This window comes from Paraburkholderia diazotrophica (assembly GCF_900108945.1).
GTDB lineage: Bacteria > Pseudomonadota > Gammaproteobacteria > Burkholderiales > Burkholderiaceae > Paraburkholderia > Paraburkholderia diazotrophica.
On sequence record NZ_FNYE01000032.1, the window covers coordinates 60,287 to 84,679 of the forward strand.

The 24,393-nt window shown below is 62.4% G+C and carries 29 protein-coding genes and 1 tRNA gene; 27 read left to right on the forward strand and 3 right to left on the reverse strand.

Annotation, left to right across the window (positions count from 1 at the left end; genetic code table 11):
• The first annotated feature begins 1 nt into the window (after nt 1).
• From BMW76_RS29870 to tatC, 17 genes are all read left to right on the forward strand, one after another.
• Nucleotides 2-241 carry a BolA family protein gene (locus BMW76_RS29870; protein WP_087736373.1) on the forward strand — a complete coding sequence of 80 codons (240 nt, stop codon included), beginning with the start codon at nt 2-4 and terminating at the stop codon, nt 239-241.
• A gap of 234 nt (nt 242-475) precedes the next feature.
• The gene (gene murA / locus BMW76_RS29875; RefSeq protein ID WP_090871791.1) at nt 476-1,738 is read left to right on the forward strand and encodes a UDP-N-acetylglucosamine 1-carboxyvinyltransferase; all 1,263 of its coding nucleotides are present in this window, start codon (nt 476-478) and stop codon (nt 1,736-1,738) included.
• Nucleotides 1,735-2,433, forward strand: coding sequence for an ATP phosphoribosyltransferase (hisG, locus tag BMW76_RS29880; RefSeq protein WP_090871793.1), 699 nt, complete (start codon nt 1,735-1,737; stop codon nt 2,431-2,433). The genes murA and hisG overlap by 4 nt, the downstream gene beginning before the upstream one ends.
• Before the next feature lie 54 nt (nt 2,434-2,487).
• On the forward strand, nt 2,488-3,810 hold the full coding sequence (gene hisD / locus BMW76_RS29885; RefSeq protein WP_090871795.1) for a histidinol dehydrogenase: 1,323 nt from the start codon (nt 2,488-2,490) through the stop codon (nt 3,808-3,810).
• A 164-nt stretch (nt 3,811-3,974) separates the two neighbouring features.
• Nucleotides 3,975-5,045: a histidinol-phosphate transaminase gene (hisC, locus tag BMW76_RS29890; RefSeq protein WP_090871797.1), complete on the forward strand. Its 1,071-nt coding sequence runs from the start codon at nt 3,975-3,977 to the stop codon at nt 5,043-5,045.
• Between the two features lie 57 nt (nt 5,046-5,102).
• Complete coding sequence (gene hisB / locus BMW76_RS29895) at nt 5,103-5,690, forward strand: imidazoleglycerol-phosphate dehydratase HisB (protein WP_087736369.1); 588 nt, start codon at nt 5,103-5,105, stop codon at nt 5,688-5,690.
• Between the two features lie 43 nt (nt 5,691-5,733).
• Nucleotides 5,734-6,354 (forward strand): MarC family protein, encoded by a 621-nt coding sequence (locus BMW76_RS29900; RefSeq protein ID WP_090871799.1) that lies wholly within the window; start codon nt 5,734-5,736, stop codon nt 6,352-6,354.
• A complete protein-coding gene (hisH, locus tag BMW76_RS29905) occupies nt 6,351-6,992 on the forward strand; it encodes an imidazole glycerol phosphate synthase subunit HisH (RefSeq protein WP_090871801.1) in 642 nt (213 codons plus the stop codon). The genes BMW76_RS29900 and hisH overlap by 4 nt, the downstream gene beginning before the upstream one ends.
• A gap of 198 nt (nt 6,993-7,190) precedes the next feature.
• The gene (gene hisA / locus BMW76_RS29910) at nt 7,191-7,943 is read left to right on the forward strand and encodes a 1-(5-phosphoribosyl)-5-[(5-phosphoribosylamino)methylideneamino]imidazole-4-carboxamide isomerase (protein ID WP_090871803.1); all 753 of its coding nucleotides are present in this window, start codon (nt 7,191-7,193) and stop codon (nt 7,941-7,943) included.
• Between the two features lie 155 nt (nt 7,944-8,098).
• The gene (gene hisF, locus BMW76_RS29915) at nt 8,099-8,872 is read left to right on the forward strand and encodes an imidazole glycerol phosphate synthase subunit HisF (RefSeq protein WP_090871805.1); all 774 of its coding nucleotides are present in this window, start codon (nt 8,099-8,101) and stop codon (nt 8,870-8,872) included.
• 1 nt (nt 8,873) lies between these two features.
• The gene (gene hisI, locus BMW76_RS29920; protein ID WP_090871807.1) at nt 8,874-9,284 is read left to right on the forward strand and encodes a phosphoribosyl-AMP cyclohydrolase; all 411 of its coding nucleotides are present in this window, start codon (nt 8,874-8,876) and stop codon (nt 9,282-9,284) included.
• Nucleotides 9,281-9,655 carry a phosphoribosyl-ATP diphosphatase gene (locus tag BMW76_RS29925; RefSeq protein WP_090871809.1) on the forward strand — a complete coding sequence of 125 codons (375 nt, stop codon included), beginning with the start codon at nt 9,281-9,283 and terminating at the stop codon, nt 9,653-9,655. Before hisI ends, BMW76_RS29925 begins: the two co-directional genes overlap by 4 nt.
• 110 nt (nt 9,656-9,765) lie before the next feature.
• On the forward strand, nt 9,766-10,161 hold the full coding sequence (locus BMW76_RS29930; protein ID WP_090871810.1) for a DUF4870 family protein: 396 nt from the start codon (nt 9,766-9,768) through the stop codon (nt 10,159-10,161).
• Nucleotides 10,162-10,207: 46 nt separating this feature from the next.
• On the forward strand, nt 10,208-10,573 hold the full coding sequence (locus BMW76_RS29935) for a histidine triad nucleotide-binding protein (protein WP_090871849.1): 366 nt from the start codon (nt 10,208-10,210) through the stop codon (nt 10,571-10,573).
• 316 nt (nt 10,574-10,889) lie between these two features.
• Nucleotides 10,890-11,126: a Sec-independent protein translocase subunit TatA gene (tatA, locus tag BMW76_RS29940; protein WP_087736360.1), complete on the forward strand. Its 237-nt coding sequence runs from the start codon at nt 10,890-10,892 to the stop codon at nt 11,124-11,126.
• Between the two features lie 58 nt (nt 11,127-11,184).
• On the forward strand, nt 11,185-11,733 hold the full coding sequence (gene tatB / locus BMW76_RS29945) for a Sec-independent protein translocase protein TatB (protein WP_090871812.1): 549 nt from the start codon (nt 11,185-11,187) through the stop codon (nt 11,731-11,733).
• 42 nt (nt 11,734-11,775) lie between these two features.
• On the forward strand, nt 11,776-12,552 hold the full coding sequence (tatC, locus tag BMW76_RS29950) for a twin-arginine translocase subunit TatC (protein ID WP_090871814.1): 777 nt from the start codon (nt 11,776-11,778) through the stop codon (nt 12,550-12,552).
• Between the two features lie 214 nt (nt 12,553-12,766).
• On the opposite strand, the gene BMW76_RS29955 is transcribed toward tatC, so the two are convergent.
• On the reverse strand, nt 12,767-13,981 hold the full coding sequence (locus tag BMW76_RS29955; RefSeq protein WP_090871816.1) for a Do family serine endopeptidase: 1,215 nt from the start codon (nt 13,979-13,981) through the stop codon (nt 12,767-12,769).
• Nucleotides 13,982-14,001: 20 nt separating this feature from the next.
• On the opposite strand from BMW76_RS29955, the gene BMW76_RS29960 reads away from it, so the two are divergent.
• The 8 genes from BMW76_RS29960 to BMW76_RS29995 all read left to right on the forward strand — a co-directional run bounded on the left by BMW76_RS29960 (nt 14,002) and on the right by BMW76_RS29995 (nt 20,797).
• Nucleotides 14,002-14,748 carry a Nif3-like dinuclear metal center hexameric protein gene (locus BMW76_RS29960; protein WP_090871818.1) on the forward strand — a complete coding sequence of 249 codons (747 nt, stop codon included), beginning with the start codon at nt 14,002-14,004 and terminating at the stop codon, nt 14,746-14,748.
• 218 nt (nt 14,749-14,966) lie between these two features.
• On the forward strand, nt 14,967-15,584 hold the full coding sequence (gene petA, locus BMW76_RS29965) for a ubiquinol-cytochrome c reductase iron-sulfur subunit (RefSeq protein WP_090871819.1): 618 nt from the start codon (nt 14,967-14,969) through the stop codon (nt 15,582-15,584).
• On the forward strand, nt 15,584-16,969 hold the full coding sequence (locus BMW76_RS29970; protein WP_090871821.1) for a cytochrome b: 1,386 nt from the start codon (nt 15,584-15,586) through the stop codon (nt 16,967-16,969). Before petA ends, BMW76_RS29970 begins: the two co-directional genes overlap by 1 nt.
• Before the next feature lie 23 nt (nt 16,970-16,992).
• Nucleotides 16,993-17,745: a cytochrome c1 gene (locus BMW76_RS29975; RefSeq protein ID WP_090871823.1), complete on the forward strand. Its 753-nt coding sequence runs from the start codon at nt 16,993-16,995 to the stop codon at nt 17,743-17,745.
• 95 nt (nt 17,746-17,840) lie between these two features.
• Nucleotides 17,841-18,452, forward strand: a complete 612-nt coding sequence (locus BMW76_RS29980; protein ID WP_006052302.1) for a glutathione S-transferase N-terminal domain-containing protein — start codon at nt 17,841-17,843, stop codon at nt 18,450-18,452.
• 73 nt (nt 18,453-18,525) lie between these two features.
• Nucleotides 18,526-19,002 carry a ClpXP protease specificity-enhancing factor gene (locus tag BMW76_RS29985; protein ID WP_090871824.1) on the forward strand — a complete coding sequence of 159 codons (477 nt, stop codon included), beginning with the start codon at nt 18,526-18,528 and terminating at the stop codon, nt 19,000-19,002.
• Between the two features lie 19 nt (nt 19,003-19,021).
• A tRNA-Thr gene (locus BMW76_RS29990) sits at nt 19,022-19,097 on the forward strand.
• Nucleotides 19,098-19,672: 575 nt separating this feature from the next.
• The gene (locus BMW76_RS29995) at nt 19,673-20,797 is read left to right on the forward strand and encodes a methyltransferase (RefSeq protein ID WP_090871828.1); all 1,125 of its coding nucleotides are present in this window, start codon (nt 19,673-19,675) and stop codon (nt 20,795-20,797) included.
• 58 nt (nt 20,798-20,855) lie between these two features.
• Here the strand turns inward: BMW76_RS29995 and BMW76_RS30000 are convergent, their stop codons facing one another.
• Complete coding sequence (locus BMW76_RS30000) at nt 20,856-22,127, reverse strand: TIGR03862 family flavoprotein (protein ID WP_090871830.1); 1,272 nt, start codon at nt 22,125-22,127, stop codon at nt 20,856-20,858.
• Nucleotides 22,128-22,453: 326 nt separating this feature from the next.
• Here BMW76_RS30000 and BMW76_RS30005 point away from each other — a divergent pair, with 326 nt between their 5' ends.
• Complete coding sequence (locus BMW76_RS30005) at nt 22,454-22,669, forward strand: DUF1059 domain-containing protein (protein ID WP_090871832.1); 216 nt, start codon at nt 22,454-22,456, stop codon at nt 22,667-22,669.
• A 127-nt stretch (nt 22,670-22,796) separates the two neighbouring features.
• Here the strand turns inward: BMW76_RS30005 and BMW76_RS30010 are convergent, their stop codons facing one another.
• On the reverse strand, nt 22,797-23,117 hold the full coding sequence (locus BMW76_RS30010; RefSeq protein ID WP_087736351.1) for a type II toxin-antitoxin system HicA family toxin: 321 nt from the start codon (nt 23,115-23,117) through the stop codon (nt 22,797-22,799).
• Between the two features lie 426 nt (nt 23,118-23,543).
• On the opposite strand from BMW76_RS30010, the gene BMW76_RS30015 reads away from it, so the two are divergent.
• A complete protein-coding gene (locus tag BMW76_RS30015; RefSeq protein WP_090871833.1) occupies nt 23,544-24,374 on the forward strand; it encodes a class I SAM-dependent methyltransferase in 831 nt (276 codons plus the stop codon).
• The last annotated feature ends 19 nt before the right edge of the window (nt 24,375-24,393 follow it).

The following is a 24,393-nucleotide window of genomic DNA, read 5'->3' on the forward strand; positions in this document are numbered from 1 at the left end:
CATGCTACCCACTCCCGAACAGGTCAAGAACTACATCGCGGCTGCGCTTCCTTGCGAGCATCTCGAAGTCGAAGGCGACGGCCAGCATTTCTTCGCGACCATCGTGTCGCCGAACTTCGAAGGCAAGCGACTGATTCAACGGCATCAACTCGTGTATGCGGCGCTCGGCGACCGCATGCGCGAAGAAATCCACGCGCTCAGCATGAAAACGCTGACGCCCGCCGAATGGCAAAGCGCCTGACCAGGCGCATAAGCGAGGGCGAAAAAACAGGCTGTCTGTCGGGGGACAGCGCTTAACAACCCGGCTGCAAGAAAGAGCGGAACAACAAGCTGCACAATAAGCTTCGGATGTAGCACCCAATCAGTTGGAACATTAGTGCGAATTACACATGAGAGTCGCGACGTCGCGCATGGCGCCGCAGCAACCGCCCATAAGACGCCCGTTGGCGGACGGACAGATCAGGAACAAACAGGCATGGACAAACTCGTGATTGAAGGCGGCCAGAAGCTCGCCGGTGAGATCGTCGTTTCGGGTGCGAAGAACGCGGCGCTGCCGATTCTCTGCGCAGGCTTGTTGAGCGCGGAGCCGGTTCACCTCGACAACGTGCCCGATCTGCAGGACGTGCGCACCACGCTGAAGCTGCTTGGCCAGATGGGCGTGCGCACGGAAAGCGGCGACGGCAAGGTGTCACTCGATGCGTCGAAGGTCGACAACCTCGTCGCGCCGTACGAGCTCGTGAAGACGATGCGCGCGTCGATTCTCGTGCTCGGTCCGCTCGTCGCGCGTTTCGGCGAGGCGAAGGTGTCGCTGCCGGGCGGCTGCGCGATCGGCGCGCGTCCCGTCGATCAGCACATCAAGGGTCTGCAGGCGATGGGCGCCGAGATCAACATCGAGCACGGCTTCATCGAAGCGCGCGCGAAGCGTCTGAAGGGCGCGCGCATCATCACCGACATGATTACCGTCACGGGCACGGAAAACCTGCTGATGGCGGCCGTTCTCGCGGAAGGCGAAACGATCATCGAAAACGCGGCACGCGAGCCGGAAGTCGGCGATCTGGCCAATCTGCTTGTCGCGATGGGCGCGAAGATCGACGGCATCGGCACCGACCGCCTCGTCATTCAGGGCGTCGACAAGCTCCACGGCGCGCGGCACGCGGTCGTGCCGGACCGCATCGAAGCGGGTACGTTCCTGTGCGCGGTCGCGGCAGCTGGCGGCGACGTCACATTGCGCCACGTGCGTCCGCAAATTCTCGAAGCCGTGACGGACAAGCTGCGCGACGCAGGCGTAACGATCGAAGAGGGCGACGACTGGATGCGCGTGCGCATGAACCAGCGTCCGAAGGCCGTGTCGTTCCGCACGTCCGAGTACCCGGCATTCCCGACCGACATGCAGGCGCAGTTCATGGCGCTCAACGCGCTGGCGGACGGCACGTCGCAAGTCGTCGAAACGATCTTTGAAAACCGCTTCATGCACGTGCAGGAGCTGAACCGTCTCGGCGCGCACATCACGATCGACGGCAATACGGCGCTCGTCAATGGCGTCGAGAAGCTGTCGGGCGCGAAGGTGATGGCGACCGATCTGCGTGCGTCGGCGAGCCTCGTGATCGCGGGCCTGTGCGCGGACGGCGAAACGCTGATCGACCGCATCTATCACCTCGATCGCGGCTACGACCGGATGGAATCGAAACTCACCGCAGTCGGCGCGAAGGTGCGTCGCATCAAGGGTAATCAGGCATGAGCGAATTGCCGCAAACGTCGTTGTCGCCAGCAGTGGGCAAGCCGCTGACGCTCGCGCTGTCGAAGGGCCGTATCTTCGAGGAAACGGTGCCGCTGCTCGCGGCAGCGGGCATCGAAGTGACGGAAGACCCGGAAACGTCGCGCAAGCTGATTCTGCCGACCACCGATCCGAACCTGCGCGTGATCGTCGTGCGCGCGACAGACGTGCCAACGTACGTCGAATACGGCGCCGCCGATTTCGGCGTCGCGGGCAAGGACGTGTTGATCGAGCACGGCGGCAGCGGCCTTTACCAGCCGATCGATCTGAACATCGCGTGCTGCCGGATGTCGGTTGCCGTCGCGGCCGGCTTCGACTACGCGAATGCCGTGCGCCAGGGCGCGCGCGTGCGCGTCGCCACGAAGTACGTGGAAACCGCGCGCGAGCACTTCGCGGCCAAGGGCGTGCACGTCGACCTGATCAAGCTGTACGGCTCGATGGAACTCGCGCCGCTCGTGGGCCTCGCCGACGCGATCGTCGACCTGGTCAGCTCGGGCGGCACGCTGCGCGCCAACAATCTAGTCGAGGTCGAAGAGATCATGCAGATCTCGTCGCGCCTCGTCGTAAACCAGGCGGCGCTGAAGCTCAAGCGCGCCGCGCTGGCCCCGATCCTCGACGCGTTCGAACGCGCGTCGCAACGCACCGACGCACCGGCCTGACGAAAGCTCTCGATTCGCGGCTCACTCGCGCGCCTTACCGTAACGGATACCAGCATGTCTATCAAGATTCGCAAACTCGATTCCAGCACTGAAGATTTCCAGAAGTCGCTGCATGCGGTGCTCGCGTTCGAAGCGAGCGAAGATGAAGCGATCGAGCGCTCGGTCGCGCAGATTCTGGCCGACGTGAAGGCGCGCGGCGACGCCGCCGTCCTCGAATACACGAACCGTTTCGACCGCCTGACCGCGCAGGATGTCGCCGCGCTCGAACTGCCGATGGCCGAACTCGAAGCGGCACTGGAAGGGCTCGAGCCGAAGCGCCGCGCGGCGCTCGAAGCGGCGGCGGCGCGCGTGCGCGGGTATCACGAGAAGCAGAAGATCGAATGCGGCAGCCATAGCTGGCAGTACACGGAAGCCGACGGCACCGTGCTCGGCCAGAAAGTGACGCCGCTCGATCGCGCCGGTATCTATGTGCCGGGCGGCAAGGCGGCGTATCCGTCGTCGGTGCTGATGAACGCGATTCCGGCGCGCGTCGCCGGCGTGCGCGAAATCGTCATGGTCGTGCCGACGCCGGACGGCGTGAAGAACCCGCTCGTGCTGGCCGCGGCGCTGCTGGGCGGCGTCGATCGCGTGTTCACGATCGGCGGCGCGCAGGCCGTCGGCGCGCTCGCGTATGGCACGCAGACCATCCCCGCCGTCGACAAGATCTGCGGGCCGGGCAATGCGTATGTCGCGTCGGCGAAGCGCCGCGTGTTCGGCACGGTCGGCATCGACATGATCGCCGGTCCGTCGGAAATTCTCGTGCTGTGCGACGGCACGACCGACCCGCGCTGGGTTGCGATGGACCTGTTCTCGCAGGCCGAGCACGACGAACTCGCGCAATCCATTCTGCTGTGTCCGGACGAAGCCTTCATCGCGCGCGTCGAAGAGGCGATCGACGAACTGCTGCCGGCGATGCCGCGCCGCGACGTGATCCAGGCTTCGCTCGAAGGGCGTGGCGTGCTGGTGAAGGTGCGCGACATGGAGCAAGCCTGCGCGATCGCCAACGATATCGCGCCGGAACACCTCGAAATTTCCGCGCTGGAGCCGCAGCAGTGGGCGCAGCAGATCCGTCACGCGGGCGCGATCTTCCTCGGCCGCTATACGAGCGAAAGCCTCGGCGATTACTGCGCGGGGCCCAATCACGTGCTGCCTACGTCTCGTACCGCACGTTTCTCGTCGCCGCTCGGCGTCTATGATTTCTTCAAGCGTTCGAGCCTGATCGAAGTGAGCGCGGACGGCGCGCAGACGCTCGGTGAAATCGCCGCCGAACTCGCCTACGGCGAAGGCCTGCAGGCGCATGCTCGCAGCGCCGAATACCGGATGAAGAACGTGGGCTGAACGGGCGGCGAGTCTGCTGCTTCGGACGGGCATCACGCGTGCTCTATCCGATGCAGATGCCGTTGCGAGAGCAATAGAGAACTACACAAAACTCAACCCGGGCGGCCGGCGAGCCGCCCCATTTGCGCTTTGGCCTGCCGGAGAGGGCGGCCGCGCTCCACGCCATGACGACACCTCAAGACATCATTCGCCGCGACGTGCTCGCGATGACGAGCTATCCCGTTCCCGACGCAACGGGCCTCGTGAAGCTCGACGCGATGGAAAATCCGTTTCCGCTGCCCGAAGCGCTTGCCGTGCGGCTCGGCGAGCATCTGGCGGGCGTCGCGCTGAACCGCTACCCGGCGCCGCGCCCGGAGGCGCTGCTCGACAAGCTCAAGCGCGTGATGAACGTGCCGGCGAACTGCGAGGTGCTGCTCGGCAATGGTTCGGACGAACTGATCAGCATGATTTCCGTCGCGTGCTCGACGCCGGGCGCAAAGGTGCTCGCGCCCGTGCCGGGCTTCGTGATGTACGCGCTGTCGGCGAAGCTTGCGCATATGGAGTTCGTCGGCGTGCCGCTCAATGCCGATTTCACGCTCGACACGAATGCGATGCTCGCCGCGATCGCCGAACATCGGCCCGCTGTCATTTATCTCGCGTATCCGAACAACCCGACGGGCACGCTGTACGACGCCGCCGACATGGAGCGCATCGTCGCTGCGGCGAACACCAGCCTCGTCGTGATCGACGAGGCGTATCAGCCGTTTGCGCAGCGCAGCTGGATGCAGCGCGCGGGCGAGTTCGACAACGTCGTCGTGATGCGCACGGTGTCGAAGCTCGGTCTCGCGGGCATCCGGCTCGGCTATATGGCAGGCCGCACGGAATGGATCAACGAGTTCGACAAGGTGCGCCCGCCGTACAACGTCAACGTGCTCACGCAGGCGACGGCCGATTTCCTGCTCGATCACATCGAAGTGCTCGACGCGCAGGCCGCGCAACTGCGCGACGAACGCGCGAAGCTCGCGCAGGCCGTGGCCGCGCTGCCGGGCGCCGAAGTGTTCCCGAGCGCGGGCAATTTCCTGCTCGTGCGCGTGCCGGACGCGTCGGCGACCTTCGAAACCCTGCTCACGTCGCGGGTTTTGATCAAAAACGTGGGTAAAATGCATCCATTGCTCGCGAATTGCGTGCGTTTGACGGTCGGTTCGCCGGAAGAAAACGCCCAGATGCTCGCCGCGCTGAAACTCGTGCTGAACTGAACTCACTTCAGCACTTCTCAACCCCACACTTTCAAAAGTCAGATTCGAGGAATTGCCATGCGCCTTGCGGAAGTCGTTCGCAACACCAGCGAAACGCAGATCCGTGTGAAGATCAACCTGGACGGCACCGGTCAGCAGAAGCTGGCCACGGGCGTGCCGTTCCTCGATCACATGCTCGACCAGATCGCCCGTCACGGGCTGATCGATCTGGACATCGAAGCGCATGGCGACACGCATATCGACGACCACCATACCGTCGAAGACGTCGGCATCACGCTGGGCCAGGCGATTGCGAAAGCGGTCGGCGACAGGAAGGGCATTCGCCGCTACGGCCATTCGTACGTGCCGCTGGACGAAGCGCTGTCGCGCGTCGTGATCGACTTTTCCGGCCGTCCGGGCCTCGAATTCCATGTGCCGTTCACGCGCGCGCGCATCGGCACGTTCGACGTCGATCTTTCCATCGAATTTTTCCGCGGCTTCGTGAATCACGCGGGCGTCACGCTGCATATCGACAACCTGCGCGGCTTGAACGCGCATCACCAGATGGAAACGGTGTTCAAGGCCTTCGGCCGCGCGCTGCGCATGGCCGTCGAACTGGACGAACGCGCGGCGGGGCAGATTCCGTCGACCAAGGGCAGCCTCTGAGCGACAGAACCGGACCGGCCGCGCCGCGCGCGTCCGGCTTGCGATGGATATCCTCAAGTCGTTTATTTCGCTGCTGGCGCTGATCAATCCCGTCGGCGCCATACCGTTCTTTCTGAGCCTGACGTCGCAGCAATCGGCCGCCGAGCAGCGCCGCACGATCCGTATCGCCTCGATTTCGGTGTTCTGCGTGATCGCCGTGACGACGCTGCTGGGGCAGCAGATCATCAGCTTCTTCGGCATTTCGGTCGGATCACTTGAAGTTGGCGGCGGCATCATCATGTTGCTGATGTCGATCAACATGCTGAATGCGCAGATCGGCAACGCCCGCTCGACGCCCGAAGAGCGTCACGAAGCCGAGCTGAAAGACAACGTCGCCGTCGTGCCGCTGGCGATTCCGCTGCTGACGGGGCCGGGTTCGATCAGTACGGTCATTGTCTATTCGGCCAGCTTTCATCATTGGTACGACCGCGTTAGTCTGATCGCCATCGGCGCCGTGATTGCGGCGCTCTGCTTCGGGTCGCTGAGTCTTGCCGAACCGATCGCCCGCTGGGTCGGGCGGACGGGCATCAATATCGGCACGCGGTTGATGGGTTTGATGTTGTCGGCGCTGGCGGTGGAGTTCATCGTCGACGGATTGAAGGCGTTGCTGCCTAACTTGAAATGAAAACTTCGATTGCGATTGTGGATTACGGAATGGGCAACCTGCGCTCGGTCGCGCAGGCGTTGAAGAAAGCCGCGCCGGAAGCGGACGTGGCGATCGTCGACAAGCCCGAAGCCATCCGTTCGGCAGACCGCGTGGTGCTGCCGGGCCAAGGCGCGATGCCCGACTGCATGCGCTCGCTCGGCGAATCCGGCTTGCAGGATGCCGTCGTCGAAGCGTCGCGCACCAAGCCGCTGATGGGCGTGTGCGTCGGTGAGCAGATGCTGTTCGACTGGAGCGCGGAAGGCGACACGAATGGCCTCGGCCTGCTGCCGGGCAAGGTCGTGCGCTTCGAGCTGGAGGGCCAGCTGCAGGACGACGGCTCGCGCTTCAAGGTGCCGCAAATGGGTTGGAACCGCGTGCGTCAGGTCGTGCAGCACCCGCTGTGGGACGGCGTGCCTGACAACGCGTTCTTCTATTTTGTGCACAGCTATTACGTCGTGCCTGAGAACGCGTCGCACACGTCGGGCGAGACGGTGTACGGCGTGCCCTTTACCTCGGCGGTGGCGCGGGATAACATTTTTGCGACCCAATTCCACCCGGAAAAAAGCGCCGACGCGGGTTTGCGCGTGTATCGCAACTTCGTGCACTGGAATCCCTGATCCCTGTCGTCAGCGTCTTGAACCGTCCATGTTCCCCTTCCGGTCCGCCTGCCTCGCTCACATGCATATGCATACGCCGCCCGTTGGCAAGCTCGCCGAAAGACATGTACTAAACTAGCGGAACGGCCTGGCGCGGGCCACAGCCGGATTTCCCGCCAGCCGAACTTCAACTTTCTTCCCAGATACCACCCGATTGCTATGCTGCTGATCCCCGCCATCGACCTGAAAGACGGTCAGTGTGTACGCCTCAAACAGGGCGATATGGACCAGGCGACGATTTTCCACGAGGAACCGCAGGTGATGGCCCGGCATTGGGTCGACCGTGGCGCGCGGCGCCTGCACCTCGTCGACCTGAATGGCGCGTTTGCCGGCAAGCCGAAGAACGAAGACGCGATCAGAGCGATCATCGAGGAAGTCGGCGGCGAGATTCCCGTGCAGCTGGGCGGCGGCATTCGCGATCTGAACACGATCGAGCGCTATCTGGACGACGGCCTCGAGTATGTGATCATCGGCACGGCGGCGGTGAAGAACCCAGGCTTCCTGCTCGAAGCGTGCACGGCGTTTGGCGGTCATATCATCGTCGGCCTCGACGCGAAGGACGGCAAAGTGGCCACCGACGGCTGGAGCAAGCTGACGGGCCACGAAGTGGCCGATCTCGCGCGCAAGTTCGAGGACTACGGCTGCGAATCGATCATTTACACGGACATCGGCCGCGACGGCATGCTCCAGGGCATCAACATCGAAGCGACGGTGCGCCTCGCGCGCGCGGTGAAGATTCCTGTGATCGCGAGCGGCGGCCTGTCGAACATGGGCGATATCGAAGCGCTGTGCGAAGTGGAAGGCGAAGGGATCGAAGGCGTGATCTGCGGCCGCGCGATCTACTCGGGCGACCTCGACTTTGCCGCGGCGCAAACGCGCGCGGACCGTTTGCGCGAATCGGATGACGCCTGAGCGTCGGGCGTTCGCGCACACGGCGCGCCCGATGTGCATGAGCGCACATTGCGCAGCGCTCGTGTGCCGGCCCGAAGTCGGACTTTTCCGCTCTCCTGCGAATCGCGAAAGGATGAGCGTCCTCACCAGCGGTATTGGCAAGAACTCGCAAGATCATGGCTTTAGCTAAACGCATCATCCCCTGTCTGGACGTCACGGCTGGCCGCGTGGTCAAGGGCGTGAATTTCGTCGAGCTGCGCGACGCGGGCGATCCCGTCGAAATCGCGCGCCGCTACGACGAGCAGGGCGCGGACGAACTCACATTCCTCGACATCACGGCCACGTCCGATCAGCGCGACCTGATCCTGCCGATCATCGAAGCGGTGGCCTCACAGGTGTTCATTCCGCTGACGGTCGGCGGCGGCGTGCGCGCCGTCGAAGACGTGCGGCGCCTTTTGAACGCGGGCGCCGACAAGGTCAGCATGAACTCGTCGGCGGTGGCGAATCCGCAGCTCGTGCGCGACGCGACGGATAAGTACGGTTCGCAGTGCATCGTCGTCGCGATCGACGCGAAGCGCGTGTCGGCGGACGGCGAGACGCCGCGCTGGGAAGTGTTCACGCATGGCGGCCGCAAGAATACGGGCCTCGACGCAGTGGAATGGGCGCGCAAGATGGCCGACTTCGGAGCGGGTGAAATCCTGCTGACCAGCATGGACCGCGACGGCACGAAGAGCGGCTTCGACATCGCGCTGACGCGCGCCGTGTCGGACGCGGTACCCGTTCCCGTGATCGCGTCGGGCGGCGTCGGCTCGCTGCAGCATCTCGCCGACGGCATCACGCAAGGCCGCGCGGATGCCGTGCTGGCCGCGAGCATCTTCCACTACGGCGAGCACACGGTCGGCGAGTGTAAGCGCTTCATGGCCGATCAAGGCATTTCGGTGAGGTTGTAACGTGGTCAATCCGTCTGAAGTCAGCTGGCTCGACAAGGTGAAGTGGGACGCGAACGGCCTCGTGCCGGTGATCGCGCAGGAAGCGTCGACGAACGACGTGCTGATGTTCGCGTGGATGAACCGCGAAGCGCTGTCGAAGACGATCGAGACGGGCCGCGCCGTCTATTTTTCGCGCTCCCGGCAGCGCCTGTGGTTCAAGGGCGAAGAGTCGGGCCACGTGCAGCACGTGCGCGAGGTGCGTCTCGACTGCGACGAAGACGTCGTGCTGCTGAAGGTCGAGCAGGTATCGGGCATTGCGTGCCATACCGGCCGGCATTCGTGCTTTTTCCAGAAATTCGAAGGCTCGGCCGATTCCGGCAACTGGGTTGCCATCGATCCCGTGCTGAAAGACCCCGAACATATCTACAAATGACGCAAAATTCTCAATCGACGGACGACACGCTTCAGCGCCTTGCCGCCGTCATCGAAAGCCGCAAGGGTGGTGATCCCGACGTTTCTTATGTGTCGCGCCTTTTCCATAAGGGCGACGACGCGGTGCTGAAGAAGATCGGCGAAGAAGCCACGGAAGTCGTGCTCGCCGCGAAGGACGTGCGCCTCGGCGCGGAACGCAAGGCGCTCGTCGGCGAAGTGGCCGACTTGTGGTTTCACTGCCTCGTGATGTTGTCGCACTTCGATCTGAATCCCGCCGACGTGCTCGCCGAGCTGGAGCGTCGCGAAGGCCTCTCGGGCATCGAGGAAAAGGCCTTGCGCAAGAGCCGCGAACGCGAGCGCAACGGCGACTGAGCCCGTCCGATTTAAGAAACGGCAGGCTCGGGTTCGGAATCGACGAGACAAGGCGACGCAGCACTGGCACAGCAACAGTATCCAGTCGCACCCTCGAGGAGGACGCATACATGGAACAGTCGCAGGGCGGATATCCGCCACCGTCGTATCAGAGCGCAATCGAAATCGACCGGCAGCGCAGCCTGCGCACGCTGACGCATATCATCTATGCGCTCTACGCCGTCTACTGGCTGACGGGCGGGATCTCGGTGCTGATCGCGATCATCCTCAACTACATCAAGCGGCCGGAGACAATCGGCACGCCGTACGAAGCGCACTTCGACTGGCAGATCCGCACGTTCTGGATGGGCCTGCTGGGGCATCTGATCGGCGTCGCGCTCTTTATCGTGCTGATCGGCGTGCCGATTCTGTGGGCTGTCGCGATATGGACGTTGTACCGTATCATCAAAGGCTGGCTGTTCCTGTACGACAACAAGCCGCTGACGAATCCGCGCAGCTGGTTCTGACAATCGCCGAATGCGGCGCGCGCTGCGTTCGGCGTCCATCGAGACCATGAGCCACGATCCGAACTGCCTTTTCTGCAAGATCGCCGCGGGTGAGGTCCCGTCGACGAAAGTCCACGAAGATGACGAGTTTGTCGCGTTCCGTGACATCCGCCCCGCCGCTGAGACGCATGTGCTCGTCATACCGCGCAAGCACATCGAGACGCTGTCGAATTGCACCGAAGGCGATGCCGCTCTGCTTGGTAAAATGTTGATATTGGTTGCACGTCTCGCTGAACAGCTCGGCGTCGCATACAAGGGCGGCCAGACGGGCTTCCGCACGGTCATCAACACGGGGCCGGGCGGCGGGCAGGAGGTCTACCATCTGCATGCTCATTTGCTGGCGGGGCCGCGCCCTTGGCTGCGGATGGGCTGAGCGAGGGCCGCATGTAGGCGCTTGTGCTGCCATACGTTCGGCGCTGACCCAGACCGCATTAATTCGCCGCCCAGGCATTTTGACTGCGCACAATGGCGAAACCCGAAGTCGCTGTTCTATGTAGGGATGTAACGACAGCGACCCGCAGACATGCTCATAATGAGCAAGGGTCCAGGCTAATGGGCGCCGACACGAATTTCGCCTGGTCGGCAGGCTTTACACACGGGGCGCATTCGAAAGGCCGCGCTTCGATTCACGCCGCAAGGCACACGATTGCCGTCGCCAGGCACGACGGCGGGGGTTAAGGAGATTTTTCATGGGTTCATTGAGCATTTGGCATTGGCTGATCGTTCTGCTGATCGTCGCACTGGTGTTCGGCACCAAGAAGCTGCGCAATATCGGCAGCGATCTGGGCGGCGCGGTGAAGGGCTTCAAGGAAGGAATGAAGGAAAGCGAATCGCCCGAGGCGCAGCAGCGTGACCAGCTGTCGCGCTCGAACACCGTCGATGTCGACGCAAAGGAAAAGGCGCCGCATTCCGGCGATTCCCGCTAATCCGGCGCAAGCCGCACGCTTGCGCTGACGAGGCGCGCACTGACGGGAAGCCCAATCCATGCTGGACCTCGGTTTGACCAAGATGGCGTTGATCGGCGTTGTCGCGCTGGTCGTGCTCGGGCCGGAGCGTCTGCCGCGCGTTGCGCGCACGGCCGGCGCGCTGTTCGGTCGCGCGCAGCGCTATATCAACGATGTGAAGGCCGAAGTCACGCGCGAAATCGAACTCGACGAATTGCGCCGCATGAAGACGGAATTCGAATCGGCGGCGCAAAACGTCCAGTCGACGATTCACGAGAATCTGCGCAAGCACGAAGCCGAACTGAACGAAGCGTGGGCGCAGGGCACGTCGGTGTCGCCGAGCATTGCAGGCGGCGCGGCGGAAAGCGAGGCGTCGGCCGCAGCGGATTCTTCCGTCGCAGCGGATGGTACGTCCTGGCGCAGCAACAGCGTGTCCGCTGCCAAACGCAAGAACTGGCGCGTCAAGCAGACAGCCACGCCGAACTGGTACAAACGCGCCACGTTGCGGCGCACGCGTGTCCAATCGGGGGCGGCGCGCGTTGCGCGGCATACGCCCGTCAGTCTGCGCCGGCCGACACGCTTCTTCTGATCTTCCGATGTCTCGCGCATCAATCTCCAACCGAGGGCCGGTGTGAGCGACCCCCAAAATCAGAACGAAGGCGCTGAAGAGACCTTCATCTCGCATCTCGTCGAGCTGCGCGATCGCATCATTCGCGCCGGCATTTCGGTGATCGTCGTGTTCGTCGGGCTCGTGTATTGGGCGCCGGATATCTTCCGGCTGCTTGCCCGTCCGCTCATGACCAATCTGCCGAAGGACGGCAAGATGATCGTCACCGACGTCACCGGCTCGTTCTTCGTGCCGATGAAGGTGACGATGCTCGTCGCCTTCGTGATCGCGCTGCCGTTCGTGCTGTATCAGATATGGGCGTTCGTCGCGCCCGGTCTCTATCAGCATGAGAAGAAGCTGGTCGGGCCGCTCGTCGGCAGCAGCTACACGCTGTTTCTGTGCGGGATGGCGTTCGCGTACTTCGTGGTGTTTCCGACCATCTTTCGCGTGATGGCGCATTACAACGCGCCGCTCGGCGCGGAAATGACAACGGACATCGACAACTATCTGAGCTTCGTGCTGACGATGTTCATCGCCTTCGGCGTGACGTTCGAAGTGCCGATCGTCGTCGTGCTGCTCGTCCGGATGGGCGTGCTGACGGTGAAGAAGCTCAAGGAGATCCGGCCGTATGTGATCGTCGGCGCGTTCGTCGTGTCGGCTGTCGTGACGCCGCCGGACGTGTTTTCGCAGCTGATTCTCGCAATTCCGCTGATCGTGCTTTACGAAGCGGGGATCATCGCGGCGCGGCTCTTCGTGAGCAAGCCGGTGACCACGGAGAACGAAGAGAAGGCGGCGAGCTGACGGCCCGGCCGGTCGTACTGGCGAAGGTTCCTGGGCTGCGCGGCAGTTGACGCAGAAAAACGGTACACAGTAAGCGGACAAAACGAGCGGACAGGAAAAAGGGCAGTTCTCCATCGGAGACTGCCCTTTTTCTTTGCGTTGCCGCCGGCTTCCCGCGTTCGGGGTGCGTCATATCGCCGCGCCTCGTGGTTTCGGTTCAGCAGGCCAGCAAAATTTAGCCGCCATCGTCGCCCTGATCGTCGCCTTCGTCGGACGGCTGCTTAGGCGGTGGCGGGCGCTTGCCGATCATCACCGTCAAATCCATTTCCTTGTTCTTGCGCACCAGGTGCACTTTCGCCCCCGTACCCGGCTTGATCTGCGCGATGACGTTCAGCAGGCGCGTCGTATCGGTGATGTCCTGGCCGTTGACGGATACCAGGATATCGCCGGGCTTGATGCCTGCCTTGTCGGCGGGGCCGCCTTTCAGCACGCCCGCGACGATCGCGCCCGACTTCTGGTCAAGCCCGAACGATTCGGCGATCTCAGGCGTCACGTCCTGTGGCTCGACGCCGATCCAGCCGCGCGTCACGGTGCCCGTCGTGATGATGCTCTCCAGCACGCTGCGTGCCGTCGACACAGGAATGGCGAAACCGATGCCGAGCGAGCCGCCCGAACGCGAGTAAATGGCCGTGTTGATGCCGAGCAGATTGCCGTTCACGTCGACGAGCGCGCCGCCCGAGTTGCCGGGATTGATCGGCGCGTCGGTCTGGATGAAGTTTTCGAACGTGTTGATGCCAAGGTGATTGCGGCCGAGCGCGCTGACGATGCCCATCGTCACCGTCTGCCCGACGCCGAATGGATTGCCGATCGCGAGCACGACATCGCCCACGCGCGTCTGGTCCATGCGGCCGAGCGTGATGGTCGGCAGATTGGTCATGTTGACCTTGAGGACGGCGAGATCGGTTTCGGGATCGACGCCGATCACCTTCGCGTCCGTCGTACGGCCGTCGGCGAGTGCGATTTCGATCTGATCCGCGCCGTCCACGACGTGCTGGTTCGTTAGAATGTAACCTTCCGAACTCACGATCACTCCCGAGCCCAGGTTGGCTGCGGGTTGCTCTTGCTGCTTGCGGTTCCGGTCGCCGAAGAAGTAGCGAAAGAGAGGGTCTTTGGCGCGCGCATCGGGCGGAAGCGATCCGTCCTTGCTGGAAAAGACGTTGACGACGGCGGGCATCGCCTTTTGCGCCGCGTCGGCATAGGAATTTTGCACAGCGCCGCCGTTGCCGATCCCGGGTGCTACCTCTCGCAGCGCGACGATCGGCTCGGCCAGTTGCTTGCCGAACTGCCCTTGACGTTGCAGCCATTGCGGTTTCAGGGTCGCAATGATGAACATCAGCGCCAGCAGCACGGTCACCGCCTGGGCGAAGAACAGCCAAAAGCGTCTGAGCATCTGAAAAATTAGAGGGATATATGGATCGGATCGAACTCGAATTGTACTTGAACAACCTCCTTGAAACTTCGCGCTTCAAGGACTATTGCCCGAACGGCCTGCAGGTCGAAGGGCGGCGCAAGATCGACAAGATTGCGACAGGTGTGACCGCGTCGCTGGCCTTTCTGGAGGCCGCGCTGGAGTGGGGCGCCGATGCCGTGCTGGTCCATCACGGCTACTTCTGGCGCAACGAGCCGCCGCAGATCACCGGCCGGAAATACCAGCGGCTCAAGGCGCTGATCGCCAACGATCTGAATCTGTTTGCCTTCCATTTGCCACTCGACGATCACCCCGTCTACGGCAACAACGCGCAACTGGGCGCGAAGCTCGGACTGATCGGTGAATCGCGCTTCGGCGAGAACGACATCGGCTGGATGACCACGCTGCCGATGCCGATCACGCTTGCTCACTTTGCCGCACAAGTTGAGCATACGCTTGCTCGGGCTCCATTGGTGCTCGGCGATCCCGACCAGGAATTACGGCGTGTCGCATGGTGCACGGGCGCCGCGCAAGGCTATTTCGAGGCCGCGATCGAAGCGGGCGCGGACGTCTATCTGACGGGCGAGATTTCCGAGCCGATCACGCATATGTCGGCGGAAAGCGGCGTCGCGTTTCTCGCCGCCGGCCACCACGCGACCGAGCGCTACGGCGTGCAGGCGCTCGGCGCGCATCTGTCCGAACAGTTCGAGATCGAACACCTCTTTATCGATATTCATAATCCGGTCTAATAGCCGTCCGATTACGCGACAAAAAGGCTTTAAAAACGGAGGAAATGCTTAATAAAGGCCGCAAAAATGTTTGCGATCCGTGCGGGAAAACCCTGATTTATCAATGACTTCGCACGGTTTTTGGCAATCGGCCCTTGTAAATGCCGACTCCATTCGAGCAAACTAGCGGCGGTAGAGCCGACGTGAAGGAAAAATCCAACTCAGAAGTGGGGCGTGTGATGCGAGACAAGGAAGATGAACGCGTCGATGGCAGCCGCCGTAGCTGGCTGATTGCGACGACCGTAGCAGGTGGCATCGGAGGAGTCGCCACCGTCGTACCCTTTGTTAGTTCGTTTGCACCATCCGAAAAGGCCAAGGCGGCGGGAGCTCCCGTCGAAGTCGATATTTCCAACCTGAAGCCCGGCGACATGATGACCGTCGCATGGCGCGGGAAGCCCGTCTGGATCATCAACCGCACCGACAAGATGCTGGCCGATGTCCAGAAGGCCGACAAAGAAGTCGCAGACCCCGAAACCAAGAACCCTTTTTCGCTGCCCGAGCCAGACTACTGCAAGAACGAGTTCCGCTCGCGGGCCGATCACAAGAATCTTTTCGTTGCCGTCGCGGTCTGCACGCACCTGGGCTGCACGCCGACGCCCCGCTTTCAGGAGGGCGCGCAGCCGAATCTGCCCGACAACTGGCCCGGCGGCTTCCTCTGCCCGTGCCACGGCTCGACCTATGACATGGCCGGCCGCGTCTTCAAGAACAAACCTGCGCCGCAAAACCTCGATATCCCGCCTTACATGATCACCGGCACCACGCTCGTGATCGGCAAGGACGAGAAAGGAGAAGCGTAATGGCGACAACCGAAAAAGAGGTGGGAACGGCGACGGGGCTGACGGGCTGGATCGATCGCCGTTTTCCGATGACGTCGACGTGGAAAGCGCACGTCTCCGAGTACTACGCACCGAAGAACTTCAATTTCTGGTACTTCTTCGGCTCGCTCGCGCTGCTGGTGCTGGTCAATCAGATCGTCACCGGCATCTTCCTGACGATGAACTACAAGCCCGACTCGATGACAGCATTCGCATCGGTCGAGTACATCATGCGGGAAGTGCCGTGGGGCTGGCTGATCCGCTACATGCACTCGACGGGCGCCTCGATGTTCTTCGTCGTCGTATATCTGCACATGTTCCGCGGGCTGCTGTACGGCTCGTATCGCAAGCCGCGCGAGCTCGTGTGGATCTTCGGCTGTGCGATCTTCCTGTGTCTGATGGCGGAAGCGTTCTTCGGCTACCTTCTGCCGTGGGGCCAGATGTCGTACTGGGGCGCGCAGGTTATCGTTAACCTGTTCTCGGCGATTCCGTTCATCGGTCCGGATCTGTCGCTGTGGATTCGCGGCGATTACGTCGTGTCGGACGTCACGCTGAACCGCTTCTTCGCGTTTCACGTGATCGCGATTCCGCTGGTGCTGCTGCTGCTCGTTGTTGCGCACATCGTCGCGCTGCATGAAGTGGGGTCGAACAACCCGGACGGCATCGAGATCAAGGCGAAGAAGGATTCGAACGGCATTCCGCTCGACGGCATTCCGTTTCATCCGTACTACTCGGTGCACGACTTCATGGGCGTGTGCATCTTCCTGATGGTGTTCGCGGCGATCATCTTCTTCGCGCCGGAGATGGGCGGCTACTTCCTGGAAGCGAACAACTTCATTCCGGCGAACCCGCTGCAGACGCCGCCCGAAATCGCCCCCGTCTGGTACTTCACCGCGTTCTACGCGATGCTGCGCGCGACGACCGATCCGTTCAAGATCGTGCTGATGATCGTGATCGGCCTGCTGGGCCTGTTCGCGCTGGTGCGGGCGCGCGGCAAGTGGAAGCTCGGTCTGCCCGTGCTCGCAGTCCTCGTGATCCTGGCGATGGCGTTCACCGAATCGAAGTTCTGGGGCGTGGTGGTGATGGGCAGCGCGGTGGTGTCGCTGTTCTTCCTGCCGTGGCTCGACCGGTCGCCTGTGAAGTCGATCCGTTACCGGCCATTCTTCCACAAGGTGTTTTACGCGATCTTCGTGCTGGCCTTCCTGACGCTGGCGTTCCTCGGAACGAAGCCGCCGTCGCCCGCCGCGACGCTGATCGCGCAGATTTGTGCGCTGATCTACTTCGCGTTCTTCCTTGGCATGCCGTTCTGGACGCCGCTTGGCAAGTTCAAGCAGCCGCCCGAACGAGTGCGGTTCAAACCCCACTAACCGCGAGCCAGGAGAAAACGAAGATGAAAAAACTGCTTTCGACGCTCGCGCTGCTCGGCGCCACGGTGCTGGCTCTGTCCACGGCACCCGTTCGCGCGGATGAATTCCCGCTCGACCGCGCGCCCGACAACACCGAAAATATCGCCTCGTTGCAGCACGGCGCCCAGTTGTTTGTAAACTACTGCCTGAATTGCCACAGCGCGAACCTGATGCGATACAGCCGATTGCAGGATATCGGCATTTCACAGAAGGAAATTGAAAAGAACCTTTTGTTCACGACAGATAAAGTCGGCAATACGATGACGGTCGCAATGCGCCCCGACGATGCGAAAGCGTGGCTCGGCGCGATGCCGCCGGATTTGTCCGTGGAAGCGCGCGCAAAGAGCCGTGACTGGCTGTACACGTATTTGCGCGGTTTCTACCGCGATGACACACGGCCGACAGGCTGGAACAATATGGTGTACGAAAACGTGAGCATGCCTCATGTGCTGTGGCAGCTTCAGGGGCAACGTACGGCGAAGTTCGAAGACGAAGTCGACGAAGAGACAAAGGAAAAAGTCAAGAAATTCGTGGGCTTCCAGCAGGTGACGCCGGGGACGATGTCACCGGTGGATTATGATTCTGCTGTGGCCGACCTCGTGTCGTACCTTTCATGGATGTCCGAACCGACGCAGAAAACCCGCCGTCAGCTTGGCGTGTGGGTGCTGCTGTTCCTCGGCGTTCTGAGCTTTTTCGCCTGGCGACTGAACGCCGCGTACTGGAAAGATATCAAATAGTCACACCGTGACGGGTGTGGGGCCGGCGCAAGGGAAGACCTGCAGGACGGTTTTCCCGCTCGCTGGCCCTTTAAGTTTTTTGAGGAAACGCAAACATGATGGTTCTGTATTCCGGCACTACTTGCCCGTTCTCCCAGCGCTGCCGGCTGGTGTTGTTCGAAAAGGGCATGGACTTCGAAATCCGCGACGTCGACCTGTTCAACAAACCGGAAGACATCGCCGTGATGAATCCGTATGGTCAGGTGCCGATTCTCGTCGAACGGGACCTGATCCTTTATGAATCGAACATCATCAACGAGTATATCGACGAGCGCTTCCCGCATCCGCAACTGATGCCCGCGGACCCCGTCCAGCGTGCCCGCGCGCGCCTGTTCTTGCTGAACTTCGAGAAGGAATTGTTCGTCCACGTCGGCACGCTCGAAAACGAGAAGGGCAAGGCTGCAGAGAAGAATCACGAGAAGGCGCGCCTCGCGATCCGCGACCGCCTGACGCAACTCGCGCCGATCTTCCTGAAGAACAAGTACATGCTCGGTGAAGAGTTCTCGATGCTCGACGTCGCGATCGCGCCGCTGCTGTGGCGTCTGGATCACTACGGCATCGAACTGTCGAAGAACGCCGCGCCGCTGATGAAGTACGCCGAGCGTATTTTCAGCCGTCCGGCCTATATCGAAGCGCTGACGCCGTCGGAAAAGGTGATGCGCCGCTGAGTTTGAGATTGGCTTCGGGTGGGGCGCGTGGCGCCTGTTCGGTTCACGCGTCTGCCCGGCACGAGGACAGTTGATGCAAGAGATTTCCACGAAGCCGTACCTGCTGCGCGCGCTGTACGAGTGGTGTACCGATAACGGCTATACGCCGCATATCGCGGTGCGCGTCGATAACCAGACGCGCGTGCCGCGCCAGTTCGTGCGCGACAATGAGATCGTGTTGAACATCAGCTTCGAGGCGACGAGCCAACTGCAGATGGGCAACGAGTGGATCGAGTTCCACGCGCGCTTTTCGGGCAAGTCGCACAAGATCGAGGTGCCTGTCGCGAACGTGCTCGCCATCTACGCGCGGGAGAATGGGCAGGGTATGGCATTCCCGGTCGAATCGGCAGGCGGCGAGGCGACGGATTCCGAGGACGACGAAACCGTGATCGCCGACGAGCCGGAAGCGACTGCGGCAGCGGAAAAAATCAGCGAAACCGATGAAGAACCGCGTCCCGACGACGATGGAACGAAAGGCGGCGGAAGAGGCCACCTCAAAGTCGTGAAATGAAGTAGAATCGCGGTCTTGTGCCGGCTTAGCTCATCTGGTAGAGCAGTTGATTTGTAATCATCAGGTGGCGGGTTCGAGTCCTGCAGCCGGCACCAGTATGACCAAGGGGTTGCAGACATTTCATCTGCAACCCCTTTTCTGTTTCCGGATCCCTACAGACCGATCGCTCCCCGCAACTTGCCGCAACCCGGCGAATATTTGCCGGCCGCGTTTCGCCCGGCAACGGCCCATTGGCTGACATGGCACCTGCGGCAACTGCCCGCGACGTGCCCAACCGTTGCGGGCTGCGGCCGGTCGGTTCTCGACATCGATGCTGGAACGTATGCGACGATCGGCTCCAGCACCGTCCATCCGGAGACGGACAGCCCCATTCATCGAATTCGCGCTGCCGGCCGGCCAGCGAACTGTGACCCTCGGACAGCGCAGCTGACTCGAACTGACGGCGCTGACATGGCGCGCCAGACTGGTGCCGCTGTTGCGCTGATCTCGCGCGCCTCGGCTTTCGGTCGATCGCGTGAACCGTTTGTATTCGCAGTGCTGCACGAGTGGTCGCGACATCGACGGCGAAAGCACGCGGCTTCGCCGGAACGTTCAATACAATACGGGGATCGAAACGAGAGCCCGCGGCGCACAAGTGCTTGCGTCGCCTCCCGCGCCACAAATCACCTCTATGACCGATTTCCCCACGTTGAGCTGGCCCGAAGCCGACGGCCCGCACTCCGCGCGTTGGCGCTCGGAAGCCGCGGTTCCGCCCGCCAAGCGCGTCGTGATCGCCGACGATCGCACTACGGCCGATGCTGCCTACCGACTCGCCTGCGAAGGCACCGCGCTGCTGTGGCGCGGCGATTTCCAGAACGCGCGCCAACTGCTGCAGGCGATGACTCGCCGGCTCGAACGCAAGCCTCGCAAGCAGGCCGCCAGTCCACTCGATGCGTTCAATCTCCACCGGCAAGCACAGGCGCAGCGCGCACGTACGCTCGGCATGCTGCTGATTCCGCTCGAAGGCGACTACACGATCCCGTTGCGCCGCGCGCCCAGTGTTCAAGAGGCGTGCGAGGAAGTCTACGGACCGCCGACGCACGAACCGTCCATCGTTTCGTTGCGCGAACTGCTTGGCCTGATCGGCGCGCACGAATGGCGCAAGAAAGGCGTCGAGATTCCCGCGCTTCAGGAACGTATCCACCCGCACTACGGCGTGTTCTCGCCGGTGCGCGGCGAGTATGTGGATCTCGTTGCACGTACGCCGTTGCCGTCGCTCGAAAAGGCGTTCGATATCGGCGTGGGCACGGGCGTGCTGTCGGCGGTTCTCGCGAAGCGCGGCGTCAAGCGTATCGTCGCGACCGATCAGGACCCTCGTGCGCTGGCATGCGCGAAAGAAAATCTGACGCGTCTCGGTTACGAGAGGCAGGTCGAAATCATCGCAGCCGATCTGTTTCCGGAAGGACGCGCGCCACTCGTCGTCTGCAATCCGCCGTGGGTGCCGGCGCGTCCCGCATCGCCGATCGAGAACGCTGTGTACGACTACGAGAATCGGATGCTGCTCGGTTTTCTGAACGGACTCGCCGATCATCTCGAACCGGGAGGCGAAGGCTGGCTGATTCTGTCCGATTTCGCGGAGCATCTCGGCATGCGCGCGCGCGACTGGCTACTGGCCGCAATCGACAACGCGGGTCTCACCGTCGCTGGGCGCGAGGACATCAAGCCGCGTCATCCGAAGGCGACGGACGCAACCGACCCGCTGCATACGGCGCGCGTCGCCGAAGTCACATCGCTGTGGCGGCTCAAGGCGAAATGAAGCGCTGATTGCGCAAGCGGGAGCAAGCGGCGCAAAACAGGCAAAAGCGAGCCAAGGCTCAGCGCTTCGACGCCTCGACGTATTCCAGCGCGCCGCGCCCCGCGACGAGGCCGCTGGCGAAACAGGCCGTCAACAGATAGCCGCCCGTGGGCGCTTCCCAGTCGAGCATCTCGCCCGCGCAGAACATGCCGGGCAACTGTTTAACCATCAGCGCGCGATCGAGCGCTTCGAACGGCACGCCGCCCGCGCTGCTGATCGCTTCGTCGATCGGGCGAGGGGCTGCAAGCCGCAGCGGCAGCGACTTGATCGCGTGAGCAAGCTTTGCAGCATCGGCGAAATCTTCTTTCGACAGGCATTCGTGCAGCAAGCCGAGCTTCACACCCGCAATGCCGATGCGGCTATGCAGATGACTCGACATCGAGCGCGAGCCGCGCGGCCGTGTCACTTCGTCAATCACGCGCTGCGCCGTCAAGCCAGGCGCGAGATCGAGCCGTATCGTCGCGTCGCCTTCGGCGAGCAGGCGGTCGCGAATCGTTGATGAAAGCGCGTACACGAGACTCCCTTCGATTCCCGTCGACGTCACGACGAACTCACCTTGTCGATGCTGGACAACGCCGTCCACGCCGTCGACGCTGATCGACACCGGCTTCACCGGCTGGCCCGCGTAGCGCTCGCGGAAGTAGTCGCTCCAGTCGGCGTCGAAGCCGCAGTTCGCGGGCAGCAGCGGCGCGACGGGCACATCGCGCTCTTTCATCAGCGCGACCCATGCGGCATCGGAGCCGAGGCGCGCCCAACTGCCACCGCCCAGTGCGAGCACCACAGCGTCGGCAGCGATGTTTAGCTCGCCTGCTGGTGTCGCGAAGCGCAGGCTGTGCGCGTCATCGGACGAAGACGACCAGCCGGTCCACTTGTGCCGCATATGAAAGCGCACGCCCGATTCCCTCAGCCGATGCAGCCACGCGCGCAGCATTGGCGCGGCTTTCATGTCGACCGGAAACACGCGTCCCGAACTGCCGACGAACGTCTCTACGCCAAGCTCGTCGAGCCACGCGCGCAGCGCATGCGGTCCGAACGCGTCGAGCAGCGGTGCGATGTCCGCGCGGCGCTTGCCGTAGCGATCGAGAAACGGCTCAATCGGCTCGGAGTGCGTGATGTTCATGCCGCCTTTGCCCGCCATCAGAAACTTGCGGCCCACGGATGGCATCGCGTCGTACACATCGGCGCGCACGCCGCCGCGCGCCAGTGCTTCGGCGGCCATCAGCCCCGCTGGACCGCCGCCGATAACGGCAACACGGACATGATCCTGGACGTGATCGGGCGAGTTCGGCATCGGCTTGAGGCGGTGAAGGAGTAAGCGGAAGAGGGCAAAGCGCGCGGCGTGAAGGCCGGTATTGTCCCACCGGCCTTGAAGCGCAGCAAACCGGCGGCAAATCCGCGTCAAATCAGCGGGAAACGCGCAGCAAACCCGCACCGGGCTCGCGCGACGGCACACGCGACCTATACTTTTCTCACATCCCTTCCGTTCCGGCGCACTCCGCGCCGTCCTGTCGCGCACGACTCTCGCATTCGCCGCTGCCCGCGGCTTCGCCCATCGATACGGCGAGGCCGCGCCAGCGCACGTGTTGCGCGCGACGTTTTTGGTCTGAGGAGACTGTCATGGGTCGCAAATACATCGATTGCCGCGAATTCCCGAGCGACATCAACTGCACAGTCGCGCTATCCGCCGATTCGGAAAGCGAACTGCTCGAAGCCGCCGTCGGACACGCAGTCCAGGCGCACAAGCACAGCGATACGCCAGAACTGCGCGAGCAATTGAAGTCGATGTTCCACGATGGCACACCGCCGCTCGGCGGGCCCGCCGCCGCTGCATAACGTATGCGTGGGCTCAGGCGCGGCGTTCGGATCACCGCGCCCACCCGGCGAGAAGCACGTGAGGCCGCAAGCGGCAACAGGCAACAAACAAGCGGCTGAGCGACGGGCCGCGCAGCCGGTGACGGACTCAGCCCGGATAGGCTTCGTCGACCTTGAGTCCCGCGAGTTTGAAGATCACGCGCAGCGTCTGAGGCTTGATGTCGCGACGCGACGCCAGTGTCGTCATCACGAAGTCCAGCACTTTCGCGTATTTGAGCAGCGTCAGGCACGTCTCGAGATCGACGCTGCCGTCGCGCATGGCTTCCGCGAGGTGCAACATCTCGACCGAGATGTCGCGCGCCATTTCGAGTTCCAGCTGCTGCTTCTCCGTCCATTCGGGCGTGGCCAGCAGTTTCGCCATGAGCTCCTGGAACTTGCGCTCGGCGTTTCCGTTGGGTGTCGTATCCATTTGCCGCCTCATGAGATCTGAGCGCGCTTCATTGCAGTCCCGACGCACTTCAGGTTACGTAACGTTCGAACCGTGTTGCCATTCGACCTCCCCACGCGTACCGGCAGTCTTTTGTCGCCGCAGCGGCCGGTCGCTTGTCTCTTGTCTCTTGTCTCTTGTCTCTTGTCATGCGTCGCGCGGCCCTCAGGCGCACCGTATGGCTTGCGTCGGGCCCGCGACAGACGATTCCTGCATCGCGACACGTTCGCCCGGCAGGTCCAGAGCCAGCTGCTTTGCTGCACGAACTGTGCCTGGCGTGGCGCGGTATCGCCGTCGACGCGGAAGAACCGGGACCGTCCACCGCGCTTTGGGTAAACTGACAGACACTTTTCCCTTTTTCCGTCACCTGACGCACGTTCGCGATGCAATCGGTGGCGTGCTTACTCGATGTCCAGCAAAACCTACGAAATCCGTCCAAACCAGTCGATCGAACTGCTGAAAGAACTCCATATCCTGACGCGCGACGGCAAGATGAACCAGGACAGCCGCCGCAAGCTCAAGCAGGTTTATCACCTGTTCCAGTTCATCGAGCCGCTGCTCCAGGACTTGAAGGAGACGAAGGGCGAACTGACCCTCGTCGATCACGGCGCGGGCAAGTCCTACCTTGGATTTATTCTCTACGACCTGTTCGTCAAGGAACTGCGGGATAACTCGCACATTTACGGCATTGAGACGCGCGAGGAACTGGTCACGAAGTCCGAGGAGCTTGCCGCGCGACTCGGCTTCAAGGGCATGTCGTTTCTGAATCTTTCCGTAGCGGAGTCGATCGCTTCAGACAAACTGCCGCCGAACGTCGACATTGTCACGGCCTTGCACGCGTGCAACACGGCCACCGACGACGCGATCCGCTTCGCGCTGGAAAAGCACGCGAAGTACATCGTCGTCGTGCCGTGCTGCCAGGCGGAAGTGGCGGGCGTGCTGCGCAAGAACAAGGGCAAATCGCTGGGCAACGCGCTGACAGAAATCTGGCGGCATCCGCTGCATACGCGCGAGTTCGGTAGCCAGATCACCAATGTGCTGCGCTGCCTGCAGCTGGAAGCGCACGGCTATCAGGTCAACGTGACGGAACTGGTCGGCTGGGAGCATTCGATGAAGAACGAGCTCATCATCGCGACCTATAAGGACTTGCCGCGCCGTCGTCCGACGGAACGGCTCAATGAAGTGATGGAGACGCTCGGGATCGGCGAGTTGCGCGAGCGTTTCTACGTCGAGGCTTGAGATGCGGCGGGCGTCAGCC

Excerpts from the sequence above, each read along its gene's own strand:
- BMW76_RS29870 (WP_087736373.1), top strand. The coding sequence starts at position 2 with ATGCTACCCACTCCCGAACAGGTCAAGAACTACATCGCGGCTGCGCTT.
- murA (WP_090871791.1), top strand. The coding sequence starts at position 476 with ATGGACAAACTCGTGATTGAAGGCGGCCAGAAGCTCGCCGGTGAGATC.
- hisG (WP_090871793.1), top strand. The coding sequence starts at position 1,735 with ATGAGCGAATTGCCGCAAACGTCGTTGTCGCCAGCAGTGGGCAAGCCG.
- hisD (WP_090871795.1), top strand. The coding sequence starts at position 2,488 with ATGTCTATCAAGATTCGCAAACTCGATTCCAGCACTGAAGATTTCCAG.
- hisC (WP_090871797.1), top strand. The coding sequence starts at position 3,975 with ATGACGACACCTCAAGACATCATTCGCCGCGACGTGCTCGCGATGACG.
- hisB (WP_087736369.1), top strand. The coding sequence starts at position 5,103 with ATGCGCCTTGCGGAAGTCGTTCGCAACACCAGCGAAACGCAGATCCGT.
- BMW76_RS29900 (WP_090871799.1), top strand. The coding sequence starts at position 5,734 with ATGGATATCCTCAAGTCGTTTATTTCGCTGCTGGCGCTGATCAATCCC.
- hisH (WP_090871801.1), top strand. The coding sequence starts at position 6,351 with ATGAAAACTTCGATTGCGATTGTGGATTACGGAATGGGCAACCTGCGC.
- hisA (WP_090871803.1), top strand. The coding sequence starts at position 7,191 with ATGCTGCTGATCCCCGCCATCGACCTGAAAGACGGTCAGTGTGTACGC.
- hisF (WP_090871805.1), top strand. The coding sequence starts at position 8,099 with ATGGCTTTAGCTAAACGCATCATCCCCTGTCTGGACGTCACGGCTGGC.
- BMW76_RS29925 (WP_090871809.1), top strand. The coding sequence starts at position 9,281 with ATGACGCAAAATTCTCAATCGACGGACGACACGCTTCAGCGCCTTGCC.
- BMW76_RS29930 (WP_090871810.1), top strand. The coding sequence starts at position 9,766 with ATGGAACAGTCGCAGGGCGGATATCCGCCACCGTCGTATCAGAGCGCA.
- BMW76_RS29935 (WP_090871849.1), top strand. The coding sequence starts at position 10,208 with ATGAGCCACGATCCGAACTGCCTTTTCTGCAAGATCGCCGCGGGTGAG.
- tatA (WP_087736360.1), top strand. The coding sequence starts at position 10,890 with ATGGGTTCATTGAGCATTTGGCATTGGCTGATCGTTCTGCTGATCGTC.
- tatB (WP_090871812.1), top strand. The coding sequence starts at position 11,185 with ATGCTGGACCTCGGTTTGACCAAGATGGCGTTGATCGGCGTTGTCGCG.
- BMW76_RS29955 (WP_090871816.1), bottom strand. The coding sequence starts at position 13,981 with ATGCTCAGACGCTTTTGGCTGTTCTTCGCCCAGGCGGTGACCGTGCTG.
- BMW76_RS29960 (WP_090871818.1), top strand. The coding sequence starts at position 14,002 with ATGGATCGGATCGAACTCGAATTGTACTTGAACAACCTCCTTGAAACT.
- petA (WP_090871819.1), top strand. The coding sequence starts at position 14,967 with ATGCGAGACAAGGAAGATGAACGCGTCGATGGCAGCCGCCGTAGCTGG.
- BMW76_RS29970 (WP_090871821.1), top strand. The coding sequence starts at position 15,584 with ATGGCGACAACCGAAAAAGAGGTGGGAACGGCGACGGGGCTGACGGGC.
- BMW76_RS29975 (WP_090871823.1), top strand. The coding sequence starts at position 16,993 with ATGAAAAAACTGCTTTCGACGCTCGCGCTGCTCGGCGCCACGGTGCTG.
- BMW76_RS29980 (WP_006052302.1), top strand. The coding sequence starts at position 17,841 with ATGATGGTTCTGTATTCCGGCACTACTTGCCCGTTCTCCCAGCGCTGC.
- BMW76_RS29985 (WP_090871824.1), top strand. The coding sequence starts at position 18,526 with ATGCAAGAGATTTCCACGAAGCCGTACCTGCTGCGCGCGCTGTACGAG.
- BMW76_RS29995 (WP_090871828.1), top strand. The coding sequence starts at position 19,673 with ATGACCGATTTCCCCACGTTGAGCTGGCCCGAAGCCGACGGCCCGCAC.
- BMW76_RS30000 (WP_090871830.1), bottom strand. The coding sequence starts at position 22,127 with ATGCCGAACTCGCCCGATCACGTCCAGGATCATGTCCGTGTTGCCGTT.
- BMW76_RS30005 (WP_090871832.1), top strand. The coding sequence starts at position 22,454 with ATGGGTCGCAAATACATCGATTGCCGCGAATTCCCGAGCGACATCAAC.
- BMW76_RS30010 (WP_087736351.1), bottom strand. The coding sequence starts at position 23,117 with ATGGATACGACACCCAACGGAAACGCCGAGCGCAAGTTCCAGGAGCTC.
- BMW76_RS30015 (WP_090871833.1), top strand. The coding sequence starts at position 23,544 with ATGTCCAGCAAAACCTACGAAATCCGTCCAAACCAGTCGATCGAACTG.